Below are 13,583 nucleotides of genomic sequence, written 5' to 3'. Positions count from 1 at the left end.
ACTACACCCGCAATCATGGAACACACCCCTCATCAGCACGACAGCCTGCACCCGTATCTGGCCCACTGGGCCGGCCTGCGCCGCGACCTGCATGCGCATCCCGAATTGCGTTTCGAGGAACATCGCACCGCCGACGTGGTGGTGCGGGAACTGGAGTCACTGGGCTATGCCGTCACCCGTGGCCTGGGTGGCACCGGCGTAGTGGCCAGTCTCCCGGGCAGCGACCCGCAGCGCGGCATCGTGCTACGTGCCGACCTGGACGCCCTGCCTATCACCGAGGCCAATGACTTCGCCCATGCCTCCTGCTCGCATGGCGTCATGCATGCCTGCGGCCATGACGGGCATACCGTCATGCTGCTGGGTGCGGCCCGCGTGCTGAGGCAGATGCCGACCTTGGCGGGTAGTGTGCACTTCGTGTTCCAGCCGGGAGAAGAGGGGGGAGCGGGGGCGCGCAAGATGATCGATGACGGCCTCTTCGAACAGTTCCCGACCGAGGCCGTGTTCGGCATGCACAACTGGCCGGGCCTGCCGGCAGGGCAGTTCGGTCTGCGTACCGGTCCCATCATGGCGGCCGGCTCGCGCCTGAAGATCACCATCACCGGCAAGGGGGCGCACGCGGCCCAGCCGCATCTCGGGCTGGACCCGATTCCGCTGGCCTGCTCCATGGTCTTGCAGTGCCAGACCATCGCTGCCCGTCACAAGGACCCGGTCGATCCGGCCGTGATCTCGGTGTGCATGTTCCATGCGGGCGATACCGACAACGTGATTCCCGACCGCGCCGAGCTGCGCGGGACCATCCGCACGCTCTCATCGACCCTGCAGCAGAAGTTGCAGGAAGACATCCGCCGCATGTGCCATGCCCTGGCTGAAGCCTACGGGGCGCAGGTCGAGGTGGAATTCTTCCAGTACTACCCGGCTACCATCAATACACCGGCCGAGACTGACTTCTGTGAACGGGTGATCCGCACGACCTTCGGTGATGCGCGTATCCGCACCGGCATCCCCGCCAACATGACCTCGGAGGATTTCGGTTTCATGCTGGAGGAGCGGCCGGGGACCTATGTCCTGATCGGCAATGCGCCGCAGGACCGCAGCTCCCATTCGCTGCACCACCCGCACTACGACTTCAACGATGACATCATCGAAGAGGGCGTGCGCTACTGGGTGGCGCTGGCGCAGTCCTATTTCGACAGCGGCCTGAACGGCGCGGCGCCTACCAGCCGTTGAAGCGCGGCCAGGTCGTCACGCTGCCGTCGGCGGCGATGGCCTGATAGTGCGGGTACTGCGCACCGGTGGCGCAGGCGTGGTTGGGCAGGATGCGCAGGCGGGTGCCGATGGGCAGGTGCTGTGCGATCTGGCTATCCGGGCTGCCCTGGCGCGAGAGGATGCCGTGCTCCTGGTTGGCGCCGCTCATCAAGTAACCTTGCAGCACCTGACCATCCTCGGTGCAGACCTGGCCATAGCCGAAATCCTCGCGGCGCCCCTGGGTACCCCGGTCGCGGCTCATGGCCATCCATCCGGCATCGACAATGGCCCAGCCTTTTTCGGGCTGGTGGCCGATCACGGTGGTCAGCACGCTCAGCGCAATGTCGTCAAGTGTATTGACGCCCACGTTGTACATCACCAGATCGAACATGGCATAGACCCCGGCCCGCACCTCGGTGACACCACGCAGGTGTTCGGCACGCAGGGCGGTCGGGGTGGAGCCGATGCTGACCACCTCGCACGGCAGGCCGGCGGCGCGCAGGCGTTCGGCGGCGCGTACGCAGCCGGCGCGTTCCTGTTCGGCCACGGCGACAAGGGCGGCATCATTGTCATGGTCGTAGCTGGAGCCGGCGTGGGCCAATACCCCGCCCAGGCGCATGCCGCCTGTGTGCAGTATCGAGCCCACGGCCAGCAGGACGTCATCGTCCGGGGCGATGCCGGAGCGATGGCCATCGACGTCGATTTCGATCCAGACTTCAAAAGATTCCTCATGCGAGCGGCCAAAGGCCACGATGGCCTCGGCACAGGCCACGCTGTCGGCCACGATCTTGAGATCGCAGCCCTGGCGACGCAGGGCCAGCGCCTGCTCCAGCTTGGTGGGCGCCATGCCTACGGCATAGACGATGTCGCCGATGCCGGCGGCAAAGAACTGCTCGGCCTCCTTCAGGGTGGAGACGGTGATGCCGCTCGCCCCGGCCTGCAATTGCGCCTGCACGACCTGCTGGCACTTGGTGGTCTTGACGTGGGGGCGGAAGCGCACGCCCAGCGCATCCATGCGCTGCTGCATGCGGGCGATGTTGCGCTCCATGCGGGTGATGTCGATCAAGGCGGCGGGCGTGGGCAGGGATGCCAGGCTCATGGGGAACTCCTGAAGATTGCACGTGAAGGAGTGCTGACTATAGGAGATGCACCCGGGGCTGTGTTTAATGCTTATTGAATTCAGCATTAAACGGTCGTTAATGATCTTGTATATGTCTCCGGAAGACGGGCAGGCAGGGGAGACTGAGGTTCAGGCCTGCTCGAACTGCCGTATCGTCTCCAGCACGTTGGCCGTCGCCTTGTCCAGGCCGGGCAGGGCGCGATGCGCCACGCCGATGTGGCGCTTGAGTACCGGGGAGAGGGGAACGATGCGGATATCCTTGTGGCGCTCCAGCTCGGCGGCCAGCGGCTGTTCCAGCGGCAGGACGGCAGCGCCGTAGCCGGCCGAGACCAGGCTCTTCATGGCTTCGTTGTAGTTGAGTTCGATACGCGCGCGCGGGTTTTCCCCGGCTTCGGCAAACCAGGCCATGGTCAGGCGATACATCTGCGTGGTCGCGTCGTTGAAGATCATCGGCTTGTCCACCAGCCAGCCCGGCTTGATCGCCGCCGGTGATTTCCACGTGGCCGGCAGGAAGGCCATCATGCGGTCACTGCGCCAGTGCGTGATCAGGATGTCCTTGGAAGACTGGATCGGGGTGGCCACCAGGCCGATGTCGAGCGTGCCTTCCTGCAGGCGCGCCATGGTCTCGTTCGAGCCCAGGATGTTGACCTCCACATCGATGCCGGGAAAGCTGCTTTCCAGCTTGCGCAATACGCGCGGCAGCAGGTTGACCACCACCCCCGTCGACGTCCCCAGTCGCACCCGGCCGACCTTGCCTTCCACGTGTTTTCTGGCCACCTCCAGCAGATCGTCGGCATCGCGCAACAGGCGCCTGGCCCGTTCGATCACCAGTGCGCCCAGCGCCGTGGCCTGTACCCGGCGACTGCCACGCATGAGCAGGGCACCGCCCAGGCGCGCCTCCAGATCGCTGACATGCAGGCTGATGGTGGGCTGGGCCAGGTGCAGCGCATTGGCAGCGGCCGAAAAGGTCCCCAGGTCGACGATGGTGACCAGTGTGCGCAACTGGTCCAGGCTGAGTTCTCGCATCAGATTTCCTGATAGTAGATGTCATCAAACTCAATTTTACCAATAGCCTGGATTGCCTGATCATGTGCGCATTCAACCAAGGAGAAGACCATGTGGCCTATCGTCAGCCAGGTCCTTGCCCGCGTACTCGGGGACTACAGCAGATCACGCGGCGCCGCAGTCGTTGAGATCCGGGGCATGGATGCCCGCGAACTCAATGACCTGGGCATCGGCGCCAGCGAAGTCGATTACGTGCTCAGGGATGGCCGCCGGGAGGCTGGCTCCCGCCTGCTTCCCGTCCATCTGCCGTAGGGATGAAGCGTTAGTCCAGCTTGAATTTGCCCACCACCGCAGCGAGGTTGCCGGCCTGGCCCTTGAGTGAGTCGGCGGCGGCTGCCGCCTGTTCCACCAGGGCGGCGTTCTGCTGGGTGGTCTCGTCCATCTGGGTGATGGCCAGGTTCACTTCATTGATGCCGCCGCTCTGCTCCTGGGTGGCGGCGCTGATCTCGGCCACCACGTCGGTCACGCGCCGCACGCTGGCGACCACCTCGTTCATGGTGCTGCCGGCGCGTTCCACCAGGGCGCTGCCAGCGCTGACCTTCTGCACCGAATCGTCGATCAGTTCCTTGATCTCCTTGGCCGCACCGGCCGAACGCTGGGCCAGCGAGCGCACTTCCGAGGCCACCACCGCGAAGCCACGGCCCTGTTCGCCGGCACGGGCCGCTTCCACCGCCGCATTCAGGGCCAGGATGTTGGTCTGGAAGGCGATGCCGTCGATCACGCTGATGATGTCGGCGATGCGGCGCGAGCTTTCGGTGATGCCTTCCATGGTCTGCACCACCTGGCCCACCACCTCGCCACCCTGGCTGGCGATGTCCGAGGCGGTGGCCGCCAGCTGGTTGGCCTGACGGGCGTTGTCGGCGTTCTGGGTCACGGTGGAGGTGAGCTGCTCCATGGCCGAGGCGGTCTCCTCCAGGGAACCTGCCTGCTGCTCGGTGCGGTTGGACAGGTCCAGGTTGCCACGGGCGATTTCGTTGGAGGCGGTGGCGATGGTGTCGGTGCCATGGCGCACCTCGTTGACGATGTCGCGCAGGCTTTCATTCATGGCGCGCAGGGCCTCCATCAGGCGGCCGGTCTCGTCACGCCCGGCCGGGCGGATGCGCAGCGTCAGGTCGCCGCGCGCCACGCGCTGGGCGATCTCCACCGCTTCCTTGAGCGGACGCGCCACATTGGCGGCCACCACGAAGGCCAGCAGCGAACCGATCGCCATGGTCGCCAGCAACAGCCCGCCGATCCAGCGCTGGGCGCCACGGAACACGCCCGAGGCTTCTTCATCGGCCCGGGCGCTGCCGCTGGTGTTGATCTTCACGATGGCATCCAGATTGGCCACCATGGCGCCGTACAGGCGCGCCGATTCACCCTTGAAGAGTGCGCGGGTCTCGTCGTATTGCTGGTTGGCCGCCATCTCGGCCAGTTGCTCATCGACCTTGATGTAGGCAGCCAGGTTCTTGCCGAACTGGGCGTACTGCTCCTTTTCCTGCGGCTCGGACATGCGTTGTTCGAAGACGGCGCGTTGCTTGGCCAGCGCCTCCAGGCGCGTCTTGATGGCCTGGTTGGCGGCGGCGCGCTCCTGCGGGGTGACGGCGGTGACCAGTTCCAGTTCGGTCAGGCGCAGCGGCGGCAACGAACCCTGCAGCTCGCGCGCGGCATCCATGGTCGGCATCCACTTGGTGACGATCTCGCCGGAAGCGTTGTTGACCTGCTTGAGCTCCTTGATGGCGAACAGGCCCTGCAGCAGGGTCAGTGCGATCACCACGGCAAAGGACAGGGCCAGCTTCCTGGCGATGTTGAGGTTGTAGAACCAGATCATGTCTTCCTCGCGTTCGATTGCTATCGTTGTTGGTATCGGACCCAGGCGATGCGATCGAAGTGGAGCCGCCCGTCTGGCGTGCGGGCGTGCGGGCGCGAGAAGTCAGGAGCTGCGGCCGGCCTGGATGGGCGGTCGCGGCGAGCAATGAAGTGCTGGTGATGTCATGCTGTCATGCCGTCACGAAGCGTCTGCTTCCTGCCCATCCTGTCTCTCTTCTTGCCGCCGGCCTCCCTGTGCTGCCGGCGTTTGCTTGTTCGATGGTCGCATGGCTGAATCGCCAACGATAGTAATCAGCGGCAAGACTTCCATCCAATGAAATTATTCTTTCGGGCAATGCGCGATTTGATATCGATCTGCAGCCCGTTCCCGTCGATCGCGGCATTGGCTGGCGAGGGACGAAAAAAAGACCGGGCGAACCCGGTCTTTTCTGGCTGTTGGCCTAGTGCCTGGCTCAAGCCTTGGACTTGCCGTCCTGTGCCTTGGCCGCCGCCAGCGCGGTCATGTTGATGACGCGACGCACGGTGCTCGACGGGGTCAGCACATGCACCGGTGCGGCCGCACCCAGCAGGATGGGGCCGATGGTGGTGCCCTGGCCGCTGCTGGTCTTCAACACGTTGAAGAGGATGTTGGCGGCATCCAGGTTGGGGCAGACCAGCACGTTGGCCGCGCCGGTCAGACCGCTGTCGGCCAGGCCGACGTTGTTGCGGACCTTTTCCGACAGGGCGGCGTCGCCGTGCAGTTCACCGGCCGATTCCACTTCCGGGGCCAGCTTCCTGAAGGCTTCATGTGCCTGCGCCATCTTGCGCGCCGACGGGCGCGAGGAGCTGCCATGGTTGGAGTGCGACAGGAAGGCGACCTTGGGCGGCACGCCGAAGCGCGCCACTTCCTCGGCGGCGGCCTTGGCGATGCGCGCCAGTTGCTCGGCGTCCGGGGTGTCGTTGACGTAGGTATCGGTGATGAAGAGGGTCTGGTCCGGCAGCAGCACGGCGTTCAATGCCGCGAATTCCTGGGCGCCATCCTTCAGGCCGATGACCTTTTCCACATGCGCCAGGTGGCCGTCGTAGTTGCCATCCAGGCCGCACAGCATGGCATCGGCGTCGCCGGCCTTGACCATCAGCGCGGCCAGCAGGCTGCCGCTGGCACGTACGTCGGCTTCGCTGCCGCCCTGGTATTGCGCGGCGTAGGCGGTCACGCGGGCATCGCTGGCGGGGTTGATGACTTGTACGTTCTGGCCGATCTTCAGGCGCAGGCCAGCCTTCTTGATGCCGGCTTCGATGGCGTCCGGGCGGCCCACCAGGATGGGCGCGGCCAGGCCTTCGTCGGCCACGAACTGCACTGCGCGCAGGACGCGCTCGTCTTCACCGTCGGCATAGACCACGCGCTGCGCGGCCACCTTGGCGGTGTTGAAGACGGGCTGCATGAACATGCCGGTCTGGTAGATGAAGCGGGTCAGCTCTTCGCGGTAGGCGGCGTAGTCCTTGATGGGACGGGTCGCCACGCCGGACTCGGCGGCAGCCTTGGCCACGGCCGGAGCGATCTTGAGGATCAGGCGCGAATCGAAGGGGGTCGGGATCAGGTAGTCGGCACCGAACACCAGTTCCTTGCCGGGATAGGCGGCGCTGACTTCGGCGCTGGTCTCGGCCTTGGCCAGGTCGGCGATCTCGCGCACGCAGGCCAGCTTCATGGCTTCGGTGATCTTGGTGGCGCCGCAGTCCAGCGCGCCACGGAAGATGTAGGGGAAGCACAGCACGTTGTTGACCTGGTTCGGATAGTCCGAACGACCGGTGGCGATGATGCAGTCCGGGCGCACAGCCTTGGCCAGTTCGGGGCGGATTTCCGGTTCCGGGTTGGCCAGGGCCAGGATGATGGGCTTGTCGGCCATGGTCTTGACCATCTCGGCGGTCAGCACGCCTGGTGCCGAGCAGCCCAGGAAGACGTCGGCGCCATTGACCACGTCGGCCAGGGTGCGCGCCTCGGTCTTGATGGCGTAGCGTTGCTTGGATGCGTCCAGGCCACCGGGGCGGCCTTCATAGATGACGCCCTTGCTGTCGACCATGAAGACGTTCTCGCGCTTCACACCCAGGCCGATCATCACTTCCACGCAGGCAATCGCGGCTGCACCGGCGCCGGAGACGGCGATCTTGACGGCGCCGATGTCCTTGCTGACCAGTTCCAGGCCGTTCAGCAGGGCGGCCGAGGAGATGATGGCGGTGCCGTGCTGGTCATCGTGGAAGACCGGGATGTTCATGCGGGCCGACAGCTTCTGCTCGATGTAGAAGCACTCGGGGGCCTTGATGTCTTCCAGGTTGATGCCGCCCAGGGTCGGCTCCAGCGAGGCGATGATCTCGACCAGCTTGTCCGGGTCGGTCTCGGCCAGTTCGATGTCGAACACGTCCACGCCGGCAAATTTCTTGAACAGGCAACCCTTGCCTTCCATCACAGGCTTGGATGCCAGCGGACCGATGTTGCCCAGGCCCAGCACGGCGGTACCATTGGAGACCACGGCCACCAGGTTGCCGCGCGAGGTGTAGTCGAAGGCCTTCAGCGGATCGGCTTCGATATCCAGGCAGGGATAGGCCACGCCCGGCGAATAGGCCAGCGACAGGTCGCGCTGGTTGGACAGCGGCTTGGTGGGGCGGACTTCGATCTTGCCGCGCGACGGGGTGCGATGGTATTCGCGGGCGGCGTCACGCAGGAGTTGCTCGGCGGCGGAAATTTGTTGGGTCATGATCTCGATGAGGGTTAACGGTCTTGAGGAAGCGAGGGCCGGATGCAGGCGGCTCGCGTTCGCTGTTCTGGTTTCCTGGTCTGAATGCGGCGGGCCGATCGCGCAGGGTGCTGCGTTCTCGTCGGCTCGGATAATGGGTGCGGGAGCTGGTCATCGGCTCGCGCGCCTGCCTCCGCCCGCCCCGGGCTTGTGGCCGCCGGAACGGGTGCGGGGAGGGGGATATTACCTAAAATTTCAACATTCGGGTTTTTTGTGCGTACGTCGGCTTTGAGCGAAGTCTTGTCGGCTGTCTGTTACAAGCTGTTTCCATCTCGTTGATTGTCGACACATCTCTTCGAGATGAAGGCGCGCATAATCCATTTGTCGGTGATCCCGTTCGTCCATGGGTTGAATGTGGGTCGCTGTGTCTACATTTGTCGTCATTACCGTTACGGCAGGAGCCCGCCATGATGAATCCGCAAGAAACCCAAGCCCTTCAGGATTTTCTCCAACAATTGACCCAGGTACGGGGCATCACCAAGGATGCCCAGGCCGATGCGATGATCGCCCAGGCGGTCGCGCAACAGCCGGATGCGGCCTATCTACTGGTGCAGCGGGCGCTGCTGATTGAGCAGGCGCTCAATGCCAGCAAGGCCCAGGTCAGTGCGTTGCAGGCCCAGGTACAGGCACTGCAGGCCGGTGGCGCCCGCGAACCGGGCTTTCTGGATGGCAATGCCTGGGGGCATGCACCGTCTGGCGCCCGCCCGCAGGCGGCACCGGCGTCTGCATCGGCTTATCCACCGGCTTATGCAGCGGCGCCCGCACCGGCACCGGCTTATGTTTCACCTGCGCCAGCGCCGGCCTATCAGGCAGCGCCGGCACCGGCGCCGTCTTCAGGCTTCTTCGGGGGCGGCATGGGCAGCGTGCTGGGCAGTGTCGCCGCCACGGCGGCCGGCGTGGCCGGTGGTGCTTTCCTGTACCAGGGCATCGAGCACATGTTCAATGGCAATAGCGGGGCTGGCCTGGCGCGCCAGAATGGCCTGAGCGCTCCTGTGGAAAATATCGAGAACACCACGGTCAACAATTACTACGGCAGCGATGGCGAGCGCAAATCAGACCTGGCCAGCAATGCCAGCGCTAGTGACAGCAGTAATGACAGCAGTGACTTCGGCTCCAGCAGCGATCTGGCAGACCTGAGCAACTTCGATCTGGACGACAGCGGCGGTTACGACGATTCGCTGGTATGAGCGAATGCGATCATGAGCATTTGGCGTGATTACATGATTGCCTGATTGTCTGATGGAAGAACAAAAGCCAGCTCCGCGGAGCTGGCTTTCTTGTTTTCGCTCAGGCTGTCATGGTTCAAAGAGGATAGTGCTCATCTTCCAGCAGCATGTCTTCGAAGAAGGCGCCAAAGCGATGCTGCGGATCGCGCAGGTGGATTTCCAGGATCCAGCGCATGGTCGCCGGCGCCTGTTCGAACTCGGCCAGTGCACCGGTGTGGATGGCCGCATGCGGGAAATCGGACACGCGGTGGCCCGGCAGGTCGAAATTGAGCTCCCAGCCCATGGCGCGTGCCGTCTTGTCGGCGAAGTCATAGAGCTGGCGTCCGCTCAGTTGCTGCCGGTCCCAGGCCTGGCGTGCCTGGTGGAAGAGTTCCTCGGCATCGCGGGCGCAGCGGGCGTAGTCGGCATGTTGTCCGACCGTGAAGGTCTTGCCGCCATCGCCTTCCCAGGCCTCCACGCGGGGGGCGATGTCGAGGAAGAAGATATCGTTCTCCCCCAGCACCACGCCGGGCTCGGAGGCCAGTTTCATGGGCTTGATGGTATTGCGCCCGAAACGCACGCGGGTGGGGTGCCAGCTCAGGGCCAGGCCCATCCCGGCCATCTCCTGCTTGGCCATGGCCACCGCGTCTTCTTCCACCATGCCCGGCACGACGCGCTCGGCGATGCGGGCGATGGCTTCGCGGGTCTTGCGCCGCGCCAGCAGCATGCCGTCCACGGAGAAGGCGGGGCCGACGCGTTCGGCCGGCAGGGAAACGGAGGGGGTAGGGGAAGACATGCAAAACTCCTGGTGGTCATGCCGGCGGTGCGGCGGGAGCGAGGATTATCGCGGCGCCACCGCAAGCCGGGATGCGCATTCGGCCTGGGCTTTCGGCCAGTCTGAGGGGGAATCCGGCCAGCACCGGGGCTGGCCGGATTCGGGTGTCGTCTGGCCGAGGGTCAATGGCGCTGCCGCAGCGGCCGGCCCATGCGCATGCCACAATTGCGCTCTGCCGACGGCATGCAGTCAGGCCCGCATGCCGTTCTTCCGACCCCTGGTGCGATCCCTCCCATGAAGACAGTGATAGTCGTGATTTTCGATGGCGTGCAATCGCTGGATGTGTCCGGCCCGCTGGACGTGTTCTCCGAGGCCAACCGGTTTTTGCTGCCGGCTGACCGCTATCGCCTGCAGACCGTCAGCGTGGATGGCGCGGCAGTGACTTGTTCCAACGGCCTGGGCTTGAACGCCGGCCTGAGCTGGCGCGACGCCGACGGCGAGGATGACCTCTTGCTGGTGGCGGGTGGCCCGACGCTGGTGGAGCGTCGCTTCGATCCCGCCATCCATGTGTGGTTGCGCCAGGCCTGCGCCCGTGCCGGCAAGTTCGGCTCGATCTGCAATGGCGCGTTCATGCTGGGGCGGGCCGGGCTGCTGGATCACCGCACCGTGACTACCCACTGGAATGATGCCGCCGCGTTGGCCGCGCTGTGTCCGCTGGCGCGGGTTCAGGCCGATCGCATCTACGTGCAGGACGAGGACCTGTACACCTCGGCGGGCGTTACCGCCGGCATCGACCTGGCGCTCTACCTGCTGCGTCAGGATCATGGCGCCGAGCTGGCCCTGAACGTGGCCAAGCGGCTGGTGGTGGTGATGCAGCGCAGCGGCGGCCAGTCCCAGTTCAGCCCGTATCTCGATCATCTGGCGCCGCCCGATTCTCCCATCGCCGAGGTGCAGCGCCATGTGTTGGCCAATCTCACGCAGCCGCTGTCGGTGGCCGAACTGGCCGCCGTGGCGCGCATGAGCCTGCGCAGTTTCTCCCGCAGTTTTTCACGCGAGGCGGGCATGGCGCCGGCCGAGTTCGTGCAGCGCGCCCGCATTGATGCAGCACGCGCCCAGCTGGAGCATGGCACCGCGCCGATCAAGGCGATTGCCTACGCCTGCGGCTTTGGCGACGCCGGCCGCATGCGCAATGCCTTCGTGCGGGTGTTGGGGGTGAGTCCGCAGCGTTATCGGGAGTCCTTCGGCCAGGACCTCGGCGCCTGACACGACCAGACTCAAGTCTGCTGTGTGGCGCGGGAGGTACAACCCAATCCAGGAATCCATAAAAAATATGATGATCATCATATTTATGCTATTGTGCTCCCATGAATTCCACCGCACCCAGCAAGAAGGAGCAGTCCCACCAGCGCATCGTGGCCGCCGCCGCGCGGGCGATGCGTCGCAGCGGCTTCAAGGGCGTCAGCGTGGCCGAGGTCATGAAGGAGGCCGGGCTGACCCATGGTGGCTTCTACGCCCACTTTGCCTCGCGGGATGCCTTGCTGGCCGAAGCGCTCAGCCATGCCAGCCGCGACAGCGCGACGCTGATCATGAACCACATCGGCCAGCAGGCGGGTGCCGGAGGCGAGCGCTTCCGGGCCTACATCAATGCCTATCTGTCCGACACCCAGATCGAGGCCTGCGAAAACGGTTGTCCGGTGGCGGCGCTGTGCAGCGAGATGCGCGGCCAGGCGCCGGAGGTGATGGCGTCCTCGCGCGAGGCCATCCACAGTCTGCAGCAACTGGTACGCGAGGTCTTGCCAGCCCATCATGACGAGCAGGCGAGCTGGATGGTGGCCGCCACCCTCAGCGGCGCGCTGCAGATGGCACGGGTGATGGGCAACACCCCGCAGGGACGCGCCTTGCTGGCATCCACCCGGGCCGAATTGCTGGCGCGCTACGCAGACTGAACAGGAAACCTGAGCCAGGGTGCCCGGGATCGGGTGGCGCCCTGTTTTTTTACCCATAAATATGATGATCATCATATTTTGATATGACCCGATCACAAGACGCTTGATTGCCAACCCGGATCGAGGCCGGACAGACCGGCTTCACTGAACCCACAGAACTCCATTGAAAGGAAAGATCATGAAACTCGAAAACGCTGTCGTCCTGGTGACCGGGGCCAACCGTGGCCTGGGCCTGGAATTTGCCAAACAAGCCCTGGAGCGCGGCGCCCGTCGTGTCTACGCCGGTGCGCGTGATATCGCCTCGGTCAAGCTGGCCGGCGTGGAGCCGATCGAGCTCGACGTGACCAAGTCCGAGCAGGTCAAGGCCGCCGTGGAACGCATCGGCGACCTGAGCGTGCTGATCAACAACGCCGGCATCGCCCGCGTAGGCGGCCTGCTGCACGCCGGTGCGCAGGAACAACTGCAGGATCACTTGAACACCAACCTGTTCGGCATGCTCAACCTGAGCCAGGCCTTCGCCCCCGTGCTGGCCCGCCAGGGTGGCGGCGCGCTGGTCAACGTGCTGTCGGTGATCAGCATGGTCAATTCGCCGATGCTGGCGGCCTACGGGGTCTCCAAGGCAGCCGCCTGGTCGCTGACCAATGGCCTGCGCCAGGAACTGCGTGAGCAGGGGACGCAGGTGATGGGCGTGCACGCCGGTTTCATCGATACCGACCTGACCCGTGGCTTCGACGCCCCCAAGTCGCGTCCCGAAGACGTGGTGCGCCAGACCCTGGATGCGCTGGAAGCCGGTGCGCTGGAGGTCTTCGTCGATGAGGTCAGCCGCCAGGTGCATCAGGCCCTGTCGTCCTCGGTTTACCTGCAGGACGCGCTGGCCCGCTGAGTTGCGGCGTCATGCCTCGGCCCGCCCACGCGGCGGGCCCGCCTGGAGGCGGAACTTTTGGCGTACAATGATCATCTATTTTCGAAGTTGATCGACAGGAGAGCGCCATGCGCAAATCCAACGCCGAAACCGCCGAAACCAGGAAGCGCATCCTCGCCATCGCCTCCGGGCTGTTTCTCAAGAATGGCATCGCCGCCACCGCCATTTCCGACGTCATGTCCGCAGCCGGACTGACGCAGGGCGGCTTCTATCGTCACTTCACCTCCAAGGAACACCTCGTGGCCGACGCCAACGCGGTGGCCTTCGACTTCATCGTTGCCAACCTCGACGAGGCCACACGTGGCATGTCGCCCCGCGAGGCGGTGCAGCAGATCGTCTTCCACTACCTGCGCCAGCACATGGGCGAGGATCCCCGCATGCTCTGCCCGCTGGCCAATCTGTCCACCGAGCTGGGTCACGCCGACCAGCAGGTCAAGGCAGTGGTCACGGCCGGCTATTCGCGCTTCGTCAAGCTGTTCGCCGCCCACCTGATGCGGCTGGACTACCAGGACTACATCGGCCTGGCCGAATCCATCGTCTCGGTCATCGTCGGCGCGGTCTCGCTGGCCCGCATGGCCGATGACCAGGCCCTGGTCGATACCATCGTCGGCAACGCCGAAAACACCGTCAAGCTGCTCATGCAGAGCGCTGCCACCCAGACCGACCTAGTCACCGCCCGCCCATAAAAAAATCCCGGCAGGACTGCTCCTGTCGGGATAAAGTCGCCG

General features: G+C 64.8%; 12 protein-coding genes. 7 read left to right on the top strand and 5 right to left on the bottom strand.

Features of this window, described 5'->3' with window-relative positions:
* Window positions 1-15: 15 nt before the first annotated feature.
* Entirely contained in the window at window positions 16-1,227 is a 1,212-nt protein-coding gene (locus VE092_RS00480) for a M20 aminoacylase family protein (protein ID WP_324872730.1), read from the top strand.
* On the opposite strand, the gene VE092_RS00475 is transcribed toward VE092_RS00480, so the two are convergent.
* Window positions 1,214-2,344 carry a DSD1 family PLP-dependent enzyme gene (locus VE092_RS00475; protein ID WP_324872728.1) on the bottom strand — a complete coding sequence of 377 codons (1,131 nt, stop codon included), beginning with the start codon at window positions 2,342-2,344 and terminating at the stop codon, window positions 1,214-1,216. The genes VE092_RS00480 and VE092_RS00475 overlap by 14 nt on opposite strands.
* A gap of 150 nt (window positions 2,345-2,494) precedes the next feature.
* Window positions 2,495-3,391 (bottom strand): LysR family transcriptional regulator, encoded by an 897-nt coding sequence (locus VE092_RS00470; RefSeq protein WP_006463781.1) that lies wholly within the window; start codon window positions 3,389-3,391, stop codon window positions 2,495-2,497.
* Window positions 3,392-3,481: 90 nt separating this feature from the next.
* Between VE092_RS00470 and VE092_RS00465 the strand changes: the two genes are divergently transcribed.
* The gene (locus VE092_RS00465) at window positions 3,482-3,682 is read left to right on the top strand and encodes a hypothetical protein (RefSeq protein ID WP_324872725.1); all 201 of its coding nucleotides are present in this window, start codon (window positions 3,482-3,484) and stop codon (window positions 3,680-3,682) included.
* A gap of 10 nt (window positions 3,683-3,692) precedes the next feature.
* Here VE092_RS00465 and VE092_RS00460 read toward each other — a convergent pair whose 3' ends face one another.
* The gene (locus VE092_RS00460; protein WP_324872723.1) at window positions 3,693-5,240 is read right to left on the bottom strand and encodes a methyl-accepting chemotaxis protein; all 1,548 of its coding nucleotides are present in this window, start codon (window positions 5,238-5,240) and stop codon (window positions 3,693-3,695) included.
* A 451-nt stretch (window positions 5,241-5,691) separates the two neighbouring features.
* Entirely contained in the window at window positions 5,692-7,968 is a 2,277-nt protein-coding gene (locus VE092_RS00455; protein ID WP_324872720.1) for an NADP-dependent malic enzyme, read from the bottom strand.
* A 449-nt stretch (window positions 7,969-8,417) separates the two neighbouring features.
* Here VE092_RS00455 and VE092_RS00450 point away from each other — a divergent pair, with 449 nt between their 5' ends.
* Window positions 8,418-9,194: a DUF2076 domain-containing protein gene (locus VE092_RS00450; protein WP_324872814.1), complete on the top strand. Its 777-nt coding sequence runs from the start codon at window positions 8,418-8,420 to the stop codon at window positions 9,192-9,194.
* Between the two features lie 115 nt (window positions 9,195-9,309).
* On the opposite strand, the gene VE092_RS00445 is transcribed toward VE092_RS00450, so the two are convergent.
* On the bottom strand, window positions 9,310-10,008 hold the full coding sequence (locus tag VE092_RS00445) for a M24 family metallopeptidase (RefSeq protein WP_324872719.1): 699 nt from the start codon (window positions 10,006-10,008) through the stop codon (window positions 9,310-9,312).
* A 273-nt stretch (window positions 10,009-10,281) separates the two neighbouring features.
* On the opposite strand from VE092_RS00445, the gene VE092_RS00440 reads away from it, so the two are divergent.
* From VE092_RS00440 to VE092_RS00425, 4 genes are all read left to right on the top strand, one after another.
* Window positions 10,282-11,250, top strand: coding sequence for a GlxA family transcriptional regulator (locus VE092_RS00440; protein WP_324872717.1), 969 nt, complete (start codon window positions 10,282-10,284; stop codon window positions 11,248-11,250).
* Window positions 11,251-11,351: 101 nt separating this feature from the next.
* On the top strand, window positions 11,352-11,933 hold the full coding sequence (locus VE092_RS00435; protein ID WP_324872715.1) for a TetR/AcrR family transcriptional regulator: 582 nt from the start codon (window positions 11,352-11,354) through the stop codon (window positions 11,931-11,933).
* 178 nt (window positions 11,934-12,111) lie between these two features.
* Entirely contained in the window at window positions 12,112-12,816 is a 705-nt protein-coding gene (locus tag VE092_RS00430; protein WP_324872712.1) for an SDR family oxidoreductase, read from the top strand.
* 107 nt (window positions 12,817-12,923) lie between these two features.
* On the top strand, window positions 12,924-13,541 hold the full coding sequence (locus VE092_RS00425) for a TetR/AcrR family transcriptional regulator (RefSeq protein WP_324872710.1): 618 nt from the start codon (window positions 12,924-12,926) through the stop codon (window positions 13,539-13,541).
* The last annotated feature ends 42 nt before the right edge of the window (window positions 13,542-13,583 follow it).

Source organism: Herbaspirillum sp. (assembly GCF_035644555.1).
Classification (GTDB): domain Bacteria; phylum Pseudomonadota; class Gammaproteobacteria; order Burkholderiales; family Burkholderiaceae_D; genus Herbaspirillum.
The sequence above is the reverse complement of the archived record's forward strand: the minus strand, read 5'-3'. Positions and strand labels throughout refer to the sequence as shown.